Genomic DNA, 15940 nt, shown 5'->3' on the forward strand with positions numbered 1-15940 from the left:
ACCCACCCCGCGGGGGGGGTTTTGCGCGGGCGGGGGGGACCGGAGCCCGGCACCGGCCCGCCGGCGCACCGACGCGTTCTAGGCCGGAGCCTTCGCCGCCGCGTTCGCCCAGTGGCACGCCACCTGCGTCTCGCCGCCCCCCGCCAGCACCGGCAGATCCTTCGTACGGCACGCGTCCGCGACACCCGCACGCTCCGCCTCGCCCGAGGCCAGCACCTGGCAGCGCACATGGAAGCGGCAGCCGGACGGGATCTTCGACGGGTCCGGCGGCTCGCCGGTCAGCACCACCGGATCGCCCTCCGCCTCCGGCAGCACCGACAACAGCGCCTGGGTGTACGGATGCCGGGGAGCCGTCAGGATCTGTTCGACGTCACCGGTCTCCACGATCCGGCCGAGGTACATCACCGCCACCCGGTCCGCGATGTTCCACGCCAGACCGAGGTCGTGCGTGACCACCAGCGCGGACAGGCCCAGTTCGTCCCGCAGCCGCAGCAGCAGCGCCAGGATCTCGCCGCGCACCGACGCGTCAAGCGAGGCCACCGGCTCGTCGGCCACGATGAGTTCCGGCTCCAGGGCCAGTGCGCCCGCGATCACGACCCGCTGGCGCTGGCCGCCCGACAGCTCGTGCGGGTAGCGCAGGAAGAACCGCTCCGGCGGCCGCAGCCCGGCCCGGGAGAGGGCGTCCGTGACCGCCTCCCGCTCGTCGCCGCCGTACCGGTGGATCCGCAGGCCCTCGGCCACCGCGTCGTACACGGTGTGCCGCGGGTTCAGCGAACCGCTGGGGTCCTGGAGGACCAGCTGGACCCGCTTGCGGTACGCCTTCAGCGCCCGGCTCCCGTAGTCGAGCGGCTTGCCGCCGAAGGTGATCCGCCCGGAGGTCGGCGGGACCAGGCCCAGCAGTGAACGGGCCAGCGTCGTCTTGCCGCACCCGGACTCGCCGACCAGGGCGACGATCTCGCCCGGCCTGATGTCCAGGTCGACCCCGTCGACGGCACGCGCCGGTTCGGCGCCGTGCCGGCCGGGGAAGGTGACCTGCAGCTCCTGCGCGCTGAGCAGATCCGTGGTCGTGGTCATGATGATGTGCTCCTTGCTTCCTCGGCGCCCGGCAGCGCCGGGTCTGCCGCCCCCTGCGGACCCACCAGCACGCAGGCGGCCTGCCGCCCGGGCCCGGCGTCCAGCAGCTCCTGGTCCTGCGTGGTGCAGGAGTCCAGGGCCACCGGGCAGCGGGGATGGAACGTGCAGCCGGCCGGCAGGGCCGACGGGTCGGGCGGATCGCCCGGCAGCCCCCGCGGAGCGAACCGGGAGGCAGGGTCCCCGATGCGCGGGAAGGCACCCGAAAGGGCCTTGCTGTACGGATGGGTCGCGTTCTCGTAGACCTCGGAGGCGGGCCCCTGCTCCACGACCCGCCCCGCGTACATCACCGCGAGCCGGTCGCAGGTGTCCGAGAGCACCGCCAGGTCATGGCTGATCATGATCAGCCCGAGGTCCTGCTCGGTGACCAGCTCCTCGATCAGGCGCAGGATCTGGGCCTGGATCATCACATCGAGGGCCGTCGTGGGCTCGTCGGCGATGATCAGCCCCGGGTCGCAGGCGAGCGCCATCGCGATCATCACGCGCTGCCGCTGTCCGCCGGAGAGCTCGTGCGGATAGGCGTCCACCCGGGCGGCGGGCAGCCCCACCTGCTCCAGCAGCTCGCCGGCCCGTTTCCGGGCGGCGGCCTGGGACGCCTTGCTGTGCAGGACGATCGGCTCGGCGATCTGGTCCCCGATGCGGTGCACCGCGTTGAGCGAGTGCATCGCGCCCTGGAAGACGATCGAGGCACCGGCCCAGCGCACGGCCCTGACCTGGCCCCACTTCATGGTGAGGACGTCCTCACCGTTCAGCAGGATCTCGCCGGAGACCTTCGTGCCCGCGGGCAGCAGGCGCAGCAGCGCGAGCGCCAGCGTCGACTTCCCGCAGCCCGACTCACCGGCGATGCCGAGCTTCTGGCCCGCGTCGACCTCCAGGTTCACCCCGCGGACCGCCTGGGCCCCGCCGGCGTACGTCACTGTCAGATCACGTACCTGGAGAAGCGGCTTACGGATACTCGTCGTGCTCAACGGGCCACCCCCAGCTTGGGATTGAGGACGGTCTCGATGGCGCGGCCGCACAGGGTGAAGGCCAGGGCCACCAGAGCGATGGCGATTCCGGGCGGTGCCAGGTACCACCAGTCGCCGGAGCTCACCGCGCCGGCCTCGCGGGCGTCCTGGAGCATGCCGCCCCAGGAGGTGATGGTCGGGTCACCGAGGCCGAGGAAGGCCAGGGTGGCCTCGGTCAGGATCGCGCTGGAAATGACCAGCGTCGTCTGGGCGAGCACCAGCGGCATCACGTTCGGCAGGACGTGCCGGGTCATGATGTGGCCGTGCCCGCCGCCCAGCGCCCGGGCCCGCTCGATATAGGGGCGGGACTCCACGGCGAGCGTCTGCGCCCGCACCAGCCGGGCTGTCGTCGGCCAGGTGGTGACGCCGATCGCGATGATGACCGTCCACAGCGAACGGTCCATCACCGTGGCGAGCGCGATGGCCAGGACCAGCGTCGGCATCACCAGGAACCAGTCGGTGACCCGCATCAGGACCGTCGAGTACCAGCCGCGGAAGTGCCCCGCGAGGATGCCGACGACCGTACCGATCGCGACGCAGAGAAAGGCGGCGAGCAGCCCCACCGTCAGCGAGACCCGCGCGCCCCACACCAGCAGGGCGAGCACGCTGCGTCCGAACTGGTCGGTGCCGAGCGGGAACTCGCCGCTCGGGGACTCCAGCGCACCGCCGGGGGCCGAGGTGACGCTCTGCGAGTCGGTGCCGACCAGGACCGGCGCGAACAGGGCGATCAGCCCGATCAGGATCAGCCCGGCCAGGCCCCACAGGCCGCCCGGGTGCCTGCGGTACTCGCGCCAGAAGCGGGCCATGGAACGGCGCTTGCGGGCCCGCGCCAGCGCACGGGGGCTCTTGGCCGCAGCGGGGCCTTCGGGCGTGGGCTTCTCGGCCTCGGGGGTGGAGGCCGGCATGGATTCGGTCGTCATCGGCCCACCCGGGGATCGAGCACTGGATAAAGCACATCGGCCAGGGTGTTCGCCAGGATCACCGCAGTGGCGAAGACGAAGAACAGCGCCTGGACCAGCGGAAGGTCAGGGGCACTGAGCCCCGAGTAGAAGAGGCCGCCCAGGCCAGGCCAGGAGAAGACGGTCTCGACCAGAATCTGGCCCGCGACCACGTGCCCCAGGTTGACGAACATCAGCGTGAAGGTCGGCAGCATCGCGTTGGGCACGGCGTGCTTGCGGCGCACCGCGTCGTCGCGCAGCCCCTTCGCACGGGCCGTCGTCAGATAGTCGCTGCCCATCTCGTCGAGCACCGATGAGCGCATCACCAGGAGGGTCTGCGCATAGCCGACCGCGACCAGGGTGATCACCGGAAGCACCATGTGGTGGGCGACGTCGAGGGCGTACGCGATGCCCGTCCCGCTGTCGGCCGACGACAAGCCGCCCGTCGGGAAGATGCCCGGGATCGGGCCGACGCCCACCGAGAAGACGACGATGAGAAGCAGGCCGAGCCAGAACGCCGGCACCGAGTAGAGGGTGAGCGCCAGCGCGGTGTTGAACCGGTCGCTCATGGAGCCGTTGCGCCAGGCGGTACGGGTGCCCAGCCAGATGCCGAGCACGCTGTAGAGGACGTACGCCGTCCCGGTGAGCAGCAGCGTTGCCGGCAGCGCACCGCTGATCTTTTCCATGACCGGCACGTGGTAGACGTACGAGGTGCCGAAGTCGCCGGTGAGCGCGTCCCCCACGTAAGAGGTGAACTGCTTCCACATCGGCTGGTCGAGGCCGAACTGGTGACGCATCGACTCGAGCTGTTCGGCGGAGACGCGGCGGCCGCCCGTCATCTGCTTCACCGGGTCGCTGGGAATGAGCCGGAAGAGGAAGAAGCTGGTGACCAGAACGGCGAACAGCGAGACGGCCGCGCCGGCGATCTTCGCGGCCACGTAGGTGAGATAGGCCTTGGTGTTGCGCGCCCGTGGACCGCGGGCGGCCGGTGGACCGGCCGGAGCCGGACCGTCCGTATCCGCATCCGCCTGTTTCACGAGCGCCGGAGTGCTGTCAGCTGTCATAGGGAACTCTCGTTACTCGTGCTGCACTTAGAGGACCGGCCGGCGGCGCCTGACTGCCCGGGCGCCGCCGGCCGCTCGCTCTCATCCCGTCCGCGGAAACTGCCCGCGGTCCATGGAACTACTACTCGCGGTCGTCCGCGGTGGTGCGACGCCGCCTCATGAGGAGGAATCCGCCGCCCGCCAGGACCACGACAACAACCACGATGCCGATGACGACCCCGGTGGAACCCGATCCGCTGCCGCCGTCCGTGCCGTCCCCGCTGCCCGCGGGTTCGGCCGACCACCAGCTCCAGTACCCGTCCTGGCCGTAGATGTTCCCGGCTGCCTCGGGCATGGTCGAGATCGACTTGATCTGGTCGGTGCGGTAGGCCTCGACCGCGTTCGGGTACGCGATGACGTTCATGTATCCGGAGTCGTACAGCCAGGACTGCATCTGCTTGACGATGTCCGCCCGCTTGGCCGGGTCGTACTCGGCGAGCTGCTTCTTGTAGAGCTCGTCGTACGTCTTGTCGCAGATGAAGTCGTCCGTGGCGGCGCTCTCCTTGGCCTTGACCGGCAGGGCGGCGCAGGTGTGGATGCCGAGGACGAAGTCCGGGTCCGGGTTGACGGACCAGCCGTCGAATGCGAGGTCGTACTCACCGGCGAACCAGGGCACGGTGACGTCGTCCAGGCAGTCGACCTTGAGGCCGATGCCGAGCTTGCCCCACCACTCCTTGAGGTACTTGCCGATCGCCTTGTCGTTCGGGTCCGTGGCGTGACAGAGGATGCGCAGGTCGAGTGGCTTGCCGTCCTTGCCGACGCGCTTGTCACCCTTGAGCTTGTAGCCCGCCTGGTCCAGGAGCTGGGCCGCCTTGCCGGGGTCGTAGCCGAGCTTCTGGCCTGCGGACGGCTGCCAGAAGTACTCGGAGAAGCGCGGCGGGATGTAGCCCTGGCCCTCGACGGCGTCGCCCTGGAAGACCTTGTCGATGATGGTCTTGCGGTCGATGGACAGGAAGAGCGCCTGACGGACCTTCTGGTCCTGCAGGGCTTTGTTGCCGTTGCCGAACTTCTTGCCGTCCTTGGTCTGCGCGCCCGGGTTGGTGGCCAGCGCGAAGAAGCGGCGGCCGGGGCCGTCGTTGACCTTGATGTTCTTCTCGCCCTTGAGCGAGGCGGCCTGGGCGGGCGTCAGCGAGGGCGAACCGGCGACGAAGGAGACCTCACCCTTGCGGAGCGCGGCGACCGCGGCGTCCTGGTCCTTGTAGGTCTTGAAGACCACCTCGTCGAACTTGGGCGAACCGCGCCAGAAGTCCTTGTTGGCCTTGAGCTTCACATACTGGTCGACCTTGTAGTCGGTCAGGATGAACGGCCCGTTGCCCACGACCGGGAACTTGGTGTCGTTGTTGAACTTCGAGAAGTCGCCGACCTTTTCCCAGACGTGCTTGGGGACGATCGGGACGTCGAGCGCGGCCATGGTGGCCTGCGGCTCCTTGAGCTCGATGACCAGCTTCGTCGGGCTGGGAGCCGTCACCTTCTTGAAGTTGGTGACGAAGCTGCCGTTGGACTGGGCTGCGGCCTCGTCGGTCATGATCTTGTTGAACGTCCAGGCCGCGTCCTCGGCGGTGGCCTGCTGGCCGTCGGACCACTTGGAGTTGGACCGAATGGTGTACGTCCACGTCAGCTTGTCCGCGGACGGCTGCCACTTGGTGGCCAGGCCCGGGATCGCGTGGTTGTCCTTGACGTCGTAGTTCGTCAGGAAGTCGTACATGAGCCGGGAGACGCTGGTGCTCAGCAGCTTCTGGGCGAGGAACGGACTCAGGGAGTCGACGCTCTGCGCGACCGCGACGGTCAGTGTCGACTTTCCGCTGTCGGCGGCCTGTGCCTGCTGCGGCGCGGCGGCCCCGAGCGGGACCCCCGGCACGACGGACGCGGCTGCGAGCCCGAGGGCGGCGGCACCTGCGGCCAGGAGGATACGCAGACGTGAGCGTGGCTGGGCGGCGTGTGGTGGAACTCTTTCGACCATGGTCAGGGACCTCGCGTCATGACTCGCACGGAGAAGGCGGGTTGATCTGTGGATCGCCAGCTGGTGAAGCGAAGGTTTATCAGCGGTGGTCGAGCCGCGTCAACGGTCATCGAAACGGCGTGTGGGCTGCGGGAATGCGCAGAGGGCCCGCATCGCGGAGACGATGCGGACCCTCATTGGTTTAGACCTCTGACGCCTTACTGCTGAGGCGCTGGCGGAGGCTGCTGCTGCCACCCCGAGGGCGGGACGGGGCCCTGCAGTTCGGGATGCGCGGGCTGTCCCGGCTGACCTGGCTGCCCGCCGTGCTGGGGCTGCTGCGGGTGACCGGCCTGGTCGGCGGCCTGCTGTGCCGGCGGGGGCTGTTGCTGCCAGCCCTGTCCGGCGCCCGGTCCCGGCTGCGGGGGATAGGGCTGCTGCGGCTGCTGCGGCTGCTGAGGCGCGTACGTCTGTTGTCCCGGCACCTGCTGACCGGGCATCGGCGGGGCGTACTGCGGCGGCTGGGCGCTGCCGTCCGACGTCCACAGCCCCTGCTGCTGCTGGGCGCGTGCGAAGTCCTCGGCGACGAGGGCGGAGAGGTGGAAGTACGCGTCCCGGGTCTTGGGGCGCATCATGTCGAGGTCCACCTCGGCACCGGCCGACAGGTGCTCGTCGAACGGTACGACGACCACGCCGCGGCAACGCGTCTCGAAGTGCTGCACGATGTCGTCGACCTTGATCATCTTGCCGGTCTCGCGGACCCCGGAGATGACCGTCAGGGACCGCTGCACCAGGTCGGCGTAGCCGTGCGCCGACAGCCAGTCCAGCGTGGTGGAGGCACTTGACGCACCGTCGACCGACGGCGTGGAGATGATGATCAGCTGGTCGGCGAGGTCCAGCACCCCGCGCATCGCGCTGTACAGGAGACCCGTGCCGGAGTCGGTGAGGATGATCGGGTACTGCTTGCCCAGCACCTCGATCGCGCGCCGGTAGTCCTCGTCGTTGAACGTGGTCGAGACCGCCGGGTCCACGTCGTTGGCGATGATCTCCAGACCGGAGGACGCCTGCGAGGTGAACCGCCGGATGTCCATGTAGGAGTGGAGGTGCGGGATGGCGTGCACCAGGTCGCGGATGGTCGCACCGGTCTCCCGGCGGACCCGGCGGCCGAGCGTGCCGGCGTCCGGGTTGGCGTCGATGGCGAGGATCTTGTCCTGCCGCTCGGTGGCCAGGGTGGAGCCGAGTGCGGTGGTCGTGGTGGTCTTGCCCACGCCGCCCTTGAGGCTGATCACCGCGATCCGGTAGCAGGAGAGCACCGGGGTGCGGATCAGCTCCAGCTTGCGCAGCCGCTCGGCCTCCTCCTTCTTGCCGCCCAGCTTGAAACGGGAGGCGCCGGACGGATTGCGGCTGCTCTTGGCCTTCTGCTTGCCCCGGACCAGCCGGTCGGAGGAGAGCTCCACAGCGGCCGTGTAACCCAGCGGCGCGCCCGGAACCGAACGCTCGCGCTGGTCATGGGTGACCGGCGTCGGCCAGCCTGCTCCGGCACGCGGGTCGACGGGCGCCCCCTGCGGCGGGAGCTGCTGCTGGGGCTGCCCGTGCTGCTGCGGGTTGATCTGCGCGGGCAGATTCGGAGTGCCCTGGCCCTGCGGCTGGGCCCCCTGCGGGAATGCGTAACCGCTCTGCGGCTGCTGGTGCTGCTGCGGTGGCTGAGGCGCGGCCGGCGGCAGCGCGGCACCCTGCTGCTGCGCGGGCCACTGCGGTGTCTGCGGCGGCTGAGGCTGAGGGCTCTGTGGTGCCTGCGGTGCCTGAGGAGCGGGCTGTTGCGGCAGCTGCGCCGGGAGCGCGGCCCCCGGCCGGGCCTGCTGCGGTGCCGGAGGCTGCTGGGGGAACCCGTAGCCCGGCTGCGGTGCGGGTGCGGGCTCAGCCGGCTGGGGCAGCGGCGGGAACGCGGGCGACTGAGCGCTCTGCGGTGCCTGCGGTGCCTGCGGCGGCTGGGGCTGCGGCGTCTGCGGTGTCTGAGGCGGCTGCGGGAATCCGTAGCCGCTCGGCGGCTCGTTCGCCGGGGGCTGCCCCGGCCACTGCGGGACCGGCTGGGGCGCGGCCGGCTGCGGCGCTGCGGGCTGGAAGGCGGGCGGCAGAGGCGGCAGTCCGCCCTGCGGCGGTCCCGGTGTCCAGGGGGCCGGTGCCGCGTCCTGCGGTGCGCCGACGGGCGGTGCGTCGTAGGGGGACGCGTCCGTCGCGGCGTCCGACGGTACGGAGTCGGCCGGCTCGTCGGCCTGCGGGGTGCCGTCGTTGTCGGGGGCCGAGCCGGCGGCACCTGTCGCGTCGGCCGGGGTCTCGTCCGCCGGCGAGCCGGCGGGGAAGACGTCGTCACCGGCATCCGGCTCCGCGGCGCCGGACGGCGGCACCGAATCGGCGGGGACGGAATCCGTGGGAACCGAGTCGTCCGGAACCGAATCGTCGGGAAGCGAATCGGAGGGTACGGGACCGGAGCCGTGGAGCTCGCCGGCCGTCCCGTCCTGCTCGGCGTCCTCGCGCGGGTCCGGAGCCGTACCGGCGCCGGCCGCATCCGCCTCGGCGTCGTCGTCCGTGTCACCAACGGCGGCGTCGGCACCGGAATCCGATGCCGGCACCTCGGTGTCGGCGCTGCTGTTTCCGGGCTGTGCGGCCGCCTCGCGCTCCGCGATCTCCCGCTTCAGCGCGGCGGAGGAGAACCGCATGGTCGCGCCGCTCTCCACGTCGCCGCTCCCGAACGGGTCAGGCGCCCCGCTCGTGTCCGCCGTCTCCGGCGCCGGGTAGGGGAGGCCCGTGTGCACCGGTGCCACCGGGGGAGCAGGGGCCGGGGCGGGCGGTGCCGGGGCCCAGCTGGGCTCGAAACCGCCGTCGGCCGGCAGTCCGGGCACGGGCAGCGGTGCGCCGTTGGGCGGCGGGGGCGGTGCCAGATGCGTGCCGGCGCCGCCCGAGGAGTCGCCCGACGCGTTCTGGGTGTACCAGGCGGGAGGGGTGTAGTCGATGGTGAACTCACCCGTCATCTCGGCGGGCTCCGCGTCGGACGACTCGTCGACGGGCTTGTCCCAGCCCCCGCGCATCTCGTCCCGATCGCCGTTCACTTTGCCTCCTGGTGTGGTCGAGCACCCTTGTGCCGTGGTGGGTGGGGGCGACCGTTCCCCCCGGATCCTGTCCGAGGTTCCCCGTACAGGGCCTGGTGCGAACCGCCCGGCTCTCCCCCTGGGACGCGTTGCCTGCCCGCAGGTCTTCTGCCGCGTCCGGACCCACCCTAATCGTCATACGGCCCGGTACGGCAGGCCGTACGGCACCGCGGACGCTGTCCCGTACGTCACGTACTGCCCCCAAGTGAACTGACTGCGGCAGAGAGTGAGGGGGAAAGCGGTCAAACGGGCACATCTACGCAGGGAAACCTGAACAATTCGCACACGTTCCGCTGTCTCGTCAGTCCATTCGCCGCGCGCTGCCCAGCAGTCCCGATTCGGCGTCGGTCGCCCGGGTCATCACGAAATGCCGGTCCCGCCGTGTGCACCAGAGGGTCACCCCGTCCGTCAGGGTGGGCAGAGTCCGGGTCTCCTTGGCGGGCAGATGCATGAGCCGCCCGATCTGTGCGGCTTCATCCGGAGATACCCGCTGAATGCCGACCAGTGCCGATTTATCCATCAACCCGGGTGCCGTCGGGCTGAGATACGGCAGCAGCGTCACCACCGACTGCCACGGCCCGGACACCACCCGGCCGCGCGGTGGCCCTATGCCGCAGTCCCGCACCACGACGACCGGCGAGGCGGCGCAGGGGCCCTGCGCGGGCACCCGTCCCACCTCGTGCAGTGAGATGCACGGCCGGTCGGCGCCCGCGGCCTGCGCCAGGTGCGTCCAGGCCTGGGCCCGCCCCGTCTCGACCACGATCCGGGCACCCGTCGCCGCCGCCCGCAGCGCGAGCACCTGCGCCGTCCACAGCCCGCCGATCAGTGTGACGTCGTACGGAGTGGGCCGGTTGATGCCGAGCACGGCGGGGCGCCCCTCGCCGTCCACGCCGATCACCACGCCGTCGTCGCTCACCGGCAGGGCCAGTGCGGCGAGCTCGTCGGGCCGGACCGTGTGCCGGGCCCGGTTCGGACCGGCCGGACCGAAGCCGAACCGGCCGCGGCGACGTGCGATGACGGACATCAGCGGGTGCCTCCGAGCGGAAGGGTGGCGAGCACGCCGGGCAGCTGTTCGCGGTCGAGCCGCACCAGGGACATCCTCACCCCGCGGGCGGTGCGCTCCAACTCGTGCCGGGCCGCGATCAGTTCCCCGTCGCTGCGGCCGGTGATCCGGAGGTGCCCGGTGACCGGGATCCCCTGCCGGTCGCCGCGCCCCAGCGTGAGACTGAACGTCGTGGCCAGCGCCGGTACGGACGTGAGCAGCGCGACGAGCTGCGGCATCGGCGCACTGCCCGCGCCCAACTGCGGCCAGCGGCGCACCCAGTAGGTGGTGTGCCACCGGTCGTCGCACCGCCAGGTCCGAGAGGTCTCCCGGGTGCGGCGGACGGGCGCACCGGACCGGGCCGCCCGCGTCATGGCCGACGGGGCGGCGCAGGAGGAGGTGGCGACCGCCGAGTGGAGCTCCTGCTCCGTCAGCACCGTCGCGTGGAACCCCGCCCCCGTCAGCCTGCTGGCGAGCTGGTCGGCCGCGCGGACCAGGCACTTCTGCGCGCCGGTGAGACCGCCGCCCCGTGCCCGCACGGCCTGCGGGCAGAGTTCCGGGTCCAGCTTCAGCGCGATCCAGGTGATACGGACCGCCGGGGAGCCCGTCTGCGCCTGCAGGGGCGCGTAGTTGCGTGCGGCGACCGACTGCTCCGGCAGGTGCGGCGCGGGAGCGGGCTGGGTGTGCTGCACGATCTGCGCCGACTCCAGCCGGATGCCGTCGACGTCCATGGCGTCCTTGACGAGGACCAGCGGCAGCGGCTGCGCTCCACGGTCCGGCCGCAGGGCGGTGGCGTCCGCCTCGACCCGGAGCACGGCCGTCAGATACGTACCGTCGCCGATCATGCCGACCGGCCGCCGATCGCGGACGCTGAACGAGCAGGTGCGCAAGCCCGGTTCGCACTCGACCGCCGGCGCGATGCCCGGCTCGGTCCCCGCAGGCGGCACGGCCGACGCGGCCGTGCGGGTACGGGCCCGCAGTGCGAGGACCGTGCGCAGCCACGCGGGCAGCGACCGCCGGTGCCTGCGTACGACGGCGAGCAGCACCAGCACCGCGGCCACCACCACGGCCGGGGCCAGCAGCAGGGGACCGACGACCCAGGCGCACAGCAGCAGCGCGGCGGCGATCTCGAACAGCACAAGCTGTTGCAACCGGAACGATTCGAACGGTCCCGGCCGCGCGCCGCCCGGCCCGCGAGGGCCCCGAGCGGCGGCCGGACCGCCGGGCCGCGGTGCTTCGGGAGACAGTGCGTTCCCGGCCGGAGGCGTCCGTGTCACGGAAGCCGTCATCGCGGCGCTCCCCCCGTCCGTCCGGGCCCAACTCGACCCGTGCCACGCCTCTTCCGCCTACCGGTCCGGCGGTTGGATCACCCTACCCGGCCCGCGCGGCACCACCGGGCGACAGGCATAGTAGGGGGCCGGTCCGGTGGGCAGGGTCCCGGTGCGGGACGTCGGACGCGGGCGCTCATGGCGCCGCACGGGGAGAGCACGGGAGACGGACGGACTCATGGCATCGCGGCGGGACGAGCTCAACGCGTACACGTTCGCGAAGAGGCGCATGGTGGCGGCGTTCCTCCGGCCCTCGCCCACCGGCTCCGACGAGGGCGCCCCACGCCCGCTGCGCGCCGTCCTGCCGAGCATGGTCGCCGGCGCTCTGATCCTCGCGGGCTTCGGCGCCGTCGGCATGTTCAGACCGGCCGCGCCCGTGGACTGGGACCGGCCGGGCACCAACGTGATCGTCGGCAAGACGTCGACCACCCGCTACGTCGTGCTCACCACCGGCCGGGGCAAGGCCGGCAGGACCCTGCTGCACCCCGTGCTGAACCTCGCGTCGGCCAGGCTGCTGCTCACCCCGCAGAACTACGACGTCGTGCAGGTCGCCGACGAGATCCTGGACGCGGGAAAGCCGCCGCGCGGACCGGTCCTCGGCATTCCGTACGCCCCGGACCGGCTGCCCGAGGCGAAGGACGCGGGCACCGCGAAGCGCTGGGCCGTGTGCGTGCAGCCGGGCGGCAGGGGCAACACCGTGCAGAAGGCCGCCTTCGTCCTCGCCGGACGGGACAACGGGCTGACGGAGGGCGCGAACAGGCTCACCGGAGGCCAGGTGCTCTACGTCAGGGGACAGGACCGGACCCGCTACCTCGTCGACGCACGCGGCACCAAGTACCGCGTCGACGAGACCGCGGCCGACAGCGGTCATCTGACCGGCGCCCTCGTCGGCAGCGCACAGCCGCAGCCGGTCACCGACGACTGGCTGGCCACCCTGCACGACGGCAGCCCGATCGCCTTCCCCCATATTCCCGGCGACGCCGGATCCCCGGCACACGTCGAAGGACGGCTCTCCGCGCAGGAGAACCGGATCGGCACGGTGCTGCGGACCAGGAACGGCGAGGGCACCGCCTACTACGTCGTTCTCCGCGGGAAGGTCCAGCCGGTCTCCGAGTTCACCGCCTGGCTGCTGATCAACTCCCCGCAGACCGCGGCCCTCGATCTGGACGGCGAGGCGCGTGCCGTCGGCCTGCAGGACTTCGTGCCCGACCGCACCCCCTTCGCAGGTCAGCCCGCACACTGGCCGGCGCACCGGGCCGACCGGGTCAACGCCACCGATGGCGGACCCTCCGGCCGGGACACCGTCTGCAACGTGCTGCGCACGACGGGCGACAACGGTGTGACGACGCTGAGCACCTGGGCGGGCACCTCGTACCCCGCCGCGGTCGGAGCGGGCGGCACGAGCACCTACGTCACCCCGGGCAGCGGTCTGCTCTACACCCAGGTCCGGGGCCGGCGGACCGGCCCGGACGGATCACTCTTCCTGGTGACCGACACGGGACTGCGGTACGCGGTTCAGGCGAACGGCGACAGCGACGCCGAGCGCTCCGGCATCGGCACCGGCGGCGTGGCGAACGGGCCGGACGGCCGCCCCGCGCCCGGCGAGGCGCAGACCAGGCTCGGTTACGGCAAGGTGACGCCCGCCCGCGTACCGATCGAGTGGTCGGACTTCCTGTCCAGGGGCCCCCGGCTCGACACCAACAGCGCACGCCGGCCCCAGGGTTCCTGACGGACGGACCCGGGACGGACGCGACGGAAGAGCACGGGGGAGACAGGACGATGCCGAACCGGAAGACGGCGCTGCTGACGGCCGCCGCCGCCGCGGCGGCGGCTCTCGCCGCACTCGCGGGGCCGCAGGCCGCCCATGCCGATCCGGGCCCCGTCGACCTGGGCATAGACGGCGGCGGCGTCTGCACCTTCCCGATGACGAAGCAGTTCGAGGGCCGCCCCTGGCCGCTCCAGCGTGTGCTCCTGGACGAGCTGTGGCAGGACACCAGGGGCCAGGGCGTCCGTGTCGCCGTCATCGACACCGGGGTGGACGACACCAACCCGCAGCTCACCTCGGCCGTGGACGCCTCCGCGGGCGCCGACTACCTCCCGGGCGGCGGCACCGACGGCACCGTCGACGCGGTCGGCCACGGCACCAAGGTGGCCGGCATCATCGCCGCCCGCCCCCGCGGCGGCACCGGGTTCGTCGGCCTGGCCCCCGCGGCCACCATCATCCCGATCCGCCAGAACGACGAGAGGAACAGCGGCAAGGACACCACGATGGCCGCCGCGATCACCCACGCCATCGCGAAGGGGGCCGACGTCATCAACATCTCCCAGGACACCAGCCGGCCGCTGACGGCGGACTCCGTGCTGGGCCGGGCGGTGGCCAAGGCCGTCGCCGGTGACATCGTGGTCGTCGCCTCCGCCGGGAACGACGGCACGGACGGCCGGCCGAGGCGCACCTACCCCGCAGCCTTCGACGGAGTTCTCGCCGTCGCGGCCTCCGACCGCAACAACGAACGTGCCCCCTTCTCCCAGGCCGGGGAGTTCGTCGGAGTCGCCGCACCCGGGGTGGACATCGTCTCGACCGTCCCCGGCAACGGCCAGTGCACCGACAACGGCACCAGCTTCTCCGCGCCCTACGCCACCGGCGTCGCCGCGCTGATGCGCGCGAAGTACCCGGACTGGACGGCGGCGCAGATCATCGCCCGGATCGAGCAGACCGCAGAGCGCTCCGTCAACGGGCACGACGACTACGTCGGCTGGGGAGTCGTCGACCCGGTGCGCGCGCTGTCCGGTGACGACGTCCCGCAGAACACACCCCGCCCGGACCCGCCGCCCGCGGCGGCCCGGGCCCCCGAACCCGCACACCTGCCGATGTCACCGACCGGGCAGGAACGGAACAAGCGGTACGCGTCCTACGCGCTGGCGGTCGCCGCTGTGCTCGTCGGCGTGGTCGCCGGCACCGCGACGGTCGTGCGCGACGTACGCAGACGCCGGGGTCCACGCTCCGGCTGAGCATGCGGTGGCGGCGCCCGGGACCACTCCCGGCACAAAAGCCGCAGTCGGGGAGAGATGGTGAAATGGCTAGGCTGATACGGGACTTCACGTACCGGATACCTGGCCGCGCTCGGCGGACAGGTCCGTGGACCGAGAGACAGGACCTCCGGATGACCAACCCCGCAGGCGGTTTCGGACTTGCCGACGACCCGATCGTCCAGGCCAAGAACAAGATCATCAACACGGCCGAGGCAGTGTCCAGACAGTCCAGGGAGCTGGCCGACATCCTGGCGACGGCCGGTGCCGGGTGGACCGGCGTCGGCGCCTCGGGGTTCACGTCGGCGCAGCTCGTGATCAACGAGGACCACGACGGGATCCGCCGCCTCCTCAACGTGCTGCACCACGCCGTGGGCGCCACGAGGAACCTCAGCAACGCCAACGACGAGGAGGTCCGCGCGGCCTTCCACTCGGTGAAGGAACCGGCGGCCCCGGCCAACACCTCAGGGCTGAACGGCCTCTGAGCCGCGCCGCCGCACACACCCCTTCCACCCCAGCGAGCCGGAGGAGAATCCTGATGGGCCACGACCCCCACACCAAGGTCAGGTACGAGAGCGTCCAGGAGATGGCGAACCGCATCCGCGCGGTGTCGCAGAACATCTGCCGCGACCTCGAGGAGATGGACACCGCGCTCAAGGTCGTCACCGACACCTGGGACGGTGAGGCGCACCGCGAGTACGTGACGCTCCAGAACAAGTACCGGGGCATGGCCGACGACATGAAGAGCCGGCTGGAGCAGGTCGCACGGATCGTCGAGACGGGCAAGGACCACTACCGGTCCACGGACCTCAAGTCCTCCCGCCTGTTCACCGAGGCGTACTGACCGCCGGCCCGAACGGCGCCACGGGGCGGTACACGGGAGGGGCACGCACACGGCAATGGGCACCTTCACCCGAACGTGCCCATTCTGCGTCCCGCCCCGCCGCTGAGCGGCCGCGTTACGTGAGGTCGAACTCGCCGTCCCGGGCGCCCAGTACGAAGGCGCGCCACTCGGCCTCGGTGTACCGCAGTACGGTCTCCGGATCCAGTGAGGACCTCATCGCGACCGCCCCGCCCGGCAGATGCGCGATCTCCACGCGCTCCTCGGCGTCCTCCGTGCCCGGCGCGCTCAGCCATTCCACCCCCGAGATGTCGAGTGCGTACAGCTCGTCCTTCTCCGCCTGCGTGCCCATCGTCAAGGGTTCCTCTCCGTACGTGGCTCTGTACGGCACGGTACAGGGCCCGTGCGGGCCGGGGATCGGGTCGGCGATTCGGCAGCGCG

The 15940-nt window shown here is 71.6% G+C and carries 13 protein-coding genes; 4 read left to right on the forward strand and 9 right to left on the reverse strand.

Features of this window, described 5'->3' with window-relative positions:
* Positions 1–78 precede the first annotated feature (78 nt).
* The 8 genes from ACFVW8_RS16775 to eccE form a co-directional block, all read right to left on the reverse strand.
* Positions 79–1074 (reverse strand): oligopeptide/dipeptide ABC transporter ATP-binding protein, encoded by a 996-nt coding sequence (locus tag ACFVW8_RS16775; protein WP_389690525.1) that lies wholly within the window; start codon positions 1072–1074, stop codon positions 79–81.
* Entirely contained in the window at positions 1071–2099 is a 1029-nt protein-coding gene (locus ACFVW8_RS16780) for an ABC transporter ATP-binding protein (protein WP_389690527.1), read from the reverse strand. The genes ACFVW8_RS16775 and ACFVW8_RS16780 overlap by 4 nt, the downstream gene beginning before the upstream one ends.
* Positions 2096–3058 (reverse strand): ABC transporter permease, encoded by a 963-nt coding sequence (locus tag ACFVW8_RS16785; RefSeq protein WP_389690529.1) that lies wholly within the window; start codon positions 3056–3058, stop codon positions 2096–2098. The genes ACFVW8_RS16780 and ACFVW8_RS16785 overlap by 4 nt, the downstream gene beginning before the upstream one ends.
* Positions 3055–4140 (reverse strand): ABC transporter permease, encoded by a 1086-nt coding sequence (locus ACFVW8_RS16790; protein ID WP_389690531.1) that lies wholly within the window; start codon positions 4138–4140, stop codon positions 3055–3057. The genes ACFVW8_RS16785 and ACFVW8_RS16790 overlap by 4 nt, the downstream gene beginning before the upstream one ends.
* Before the next feature lie 121 nt (positions 4141–4261).
* Complete coding sequence (locus ACFVW8_RS16795; protein WP_389690533.1) at positions 4262–6139, reverse strand: ABC transporter substrate-binding protein; 1878 nt, start codon at positions 6137–6139, stop codon at positions 4262–4264.
* Between the two features lie 197 nt (positions 6140–6336).
* Positions 6337–9222 (reverse strand): SCO5717 family growth-regulating ATPase, encoded by a 2886-nt coding sequence (locus ACFVW8_RS16800; RefSeq protein ID WP_389690535.1) that lies wholly within the window; start codon positions 9220–9222, stop codon positions 6337–6339.
* Positions 9223–9562: 340 nt separating this feature from the next.
* Positions 9563–10285 carry a hypothetical protein gene (locus ACFVW8_RS16805; RefSeq protein ID WP_389690537.1) on the reverse strand — a complete coding sequence of 241 codons (723 nt, stop codon included), beginning with the start codon at positions 10283–10285 and terminating at the stop codon, positions 9563–9565.
* The gene (gene eccE, locus ACFVW8_RS16810) at positions 10285–11592 is read right to left on the reverse strand and encodes a type VII secretion protein EccE (protein WP_389690539.1); all 1308 of its coding nucleotides are present in this window, start codon (positions 11590–11592) and stop codon (positions 10285–10287) included. Before eccE ends, ACFVW8_RS16805 begins: the two co-directional genes overlap by 1 nt.
* 217 nt (positions 11593–11809) lie before the next feature.
* Here eccE and eccB point away from each other — a divergent pair, with 217 nt between their 5' ends.
* From eccB to ACFVW8_RS16830, 4 genes are all read left to right on the forward strand, one after another.
* Positions 11810–13360 (forward strand): type VII secretion protein EccB, encoded by a 1551-nt coding sequence (gene eccB, locus ACFVW8_RS16815; protein WP_389690541.1) that lies wholly within the window; start codon positions 11810–11812, stop codon positions 13358–13360.
* Positions 13361–13410: 50 nt separating this feature from the next.
* Entirely contained in the window at positions 13411–14640 is a 1230-nt protein-coding gene (gene mycP / locus ACFVW8_RS16820; protein WP_389690543.1) for a type VII secretion-associated serine protease mycosin, read from the forward strand.
* 152 nt (positions 14641–14792) lie between these two features.
* Entirely contained in the window at positions 14793–15143 is a 351-nt protein-coding gene (locus ACFVW8_RS16825) for a hypothetical protein (protein WP_389690545.1), read from the forward strand.
* A 53-nt stretch (positions 15144–15196) separates the two neighbouring features.
* Positions 15197–15502, forward strand: coding sequence for a WXG100 family type VII secretion target (locus tag ACFVW8_RS16830; protein ID WP_389690547.1), 306 nt, complete (start codon positions 15197–15199; stop codon positions 15500–15502).
* 115 nt (positions 15503–15617) lie between these two features.
* Here ACFVW8_RS16830 and ACFVW8_RS16835 read toward each other — a convergent pair whose 3' ends face one another.
* Positions 15618–15851, reverse strand: coding sequence for a DUF397 domain-containing protein (locus ACFVW8_RS16835; protein ID WP_266980877.1), 234 nt, complete (start codon positions 15849–15851; stop codon positions 15618–15620).
* Positions 15852–15940 lie beyond the last annotated feature (89 nt).

It is taken from the genome of Streptomyces sp. NPDC058221 (assembly GCF_042882365.1).
Lineage (GTDB): Bacteria > Actinomycetota > Actinomycetes > Streptomycetales > Streptomycetaceae > Streptomyces.

What these genes read in the sequence shown, in the direction of transcription:
- eccE (WP_389690539.1), bottom strand. Translation starts at nt 11,592, where the DNA reads ATGACGGCTTCCGTGACACGGACGCCTCCGGCCGGGAACGCACTGTCT.
- ACFVW8_RS16775 (WP_389690525.1), bottom strand. Translation starts at nt 1,074, where the DNA reads ATGACCACGACCACGGATCTGCTCAGCGCGCAGGAGCTGCAGGTCACC.
- mycP (WP_389690543.1), top strand. Translation starts at nt 13,411, where the DNA reads ATGCCGAACCGGAAGACGGCGCTGCTGACGGCCGCCGCCGCCGCGGCG.
- ACFVW8_RS16790 (WP_389690531.1), bottom strand. Translation starts at nt 4,140, where the DNA reads ATGACAGCTGACAGCACTCCGGCGCTCGTGAAACAGGCGGATGCGGAT.
- ACFVW8_RS16795 (WP_389690533.1), bottom strand. Translation starts at nt 6,139, where the DNA reads ATGGTCGAAAGAGTTCCACCACACGCCGCCCAGCCACGCTCACGTCTG.
- ACFVW8_RS16825 (WP_389690545.1), top strand. Translation starts at nt 14,793, where the DNA reads ATGACCAACCCCGCAGGCGGTTTCGGACTTGCCGACGACCCGATCGTC.
- ACFVW8_RS16805 (WP_389690537.1), bottom strand. Translation starts at nt 10,285, where the DNA reads ATGTCCGTCATCGCACGTCGCCGCGGCCGGTTCGGCTTCGGTCCGGCC.
- ACFVW8_RS16785 (WP_389690529.1), bottom strand. Translation starts at nt 3,058, where the DNA reads ATGACGACCGAATCCATGCCGGCCTCCACCCCCGAGGCCGAGAAGCCC.
- eccB (WP_389690541.1), top strand. Translation starts at nt 11,810, where the DNA reads ATGGCATCGCGGCGGGACGAGCTCAACGCGTACACGTTCGCGAAGAGG.
- ACFVW8_RS16835 (WP_266980877.1), bottom strand. Translation starts at nt 15,851, where the DNA reads ATGGGCACGCAGGCGGAGAAGGACGAGCTGTACGCACTCGACATCTCG.
- ACFVW8_RS16830 (WP_389690547.1), top strand. Translation starts at nt 15,197, where the DNA reads ATGGGCCACGACCCCCACACCAAGGTCAGGTACGAGAGCGTCCAGGAG.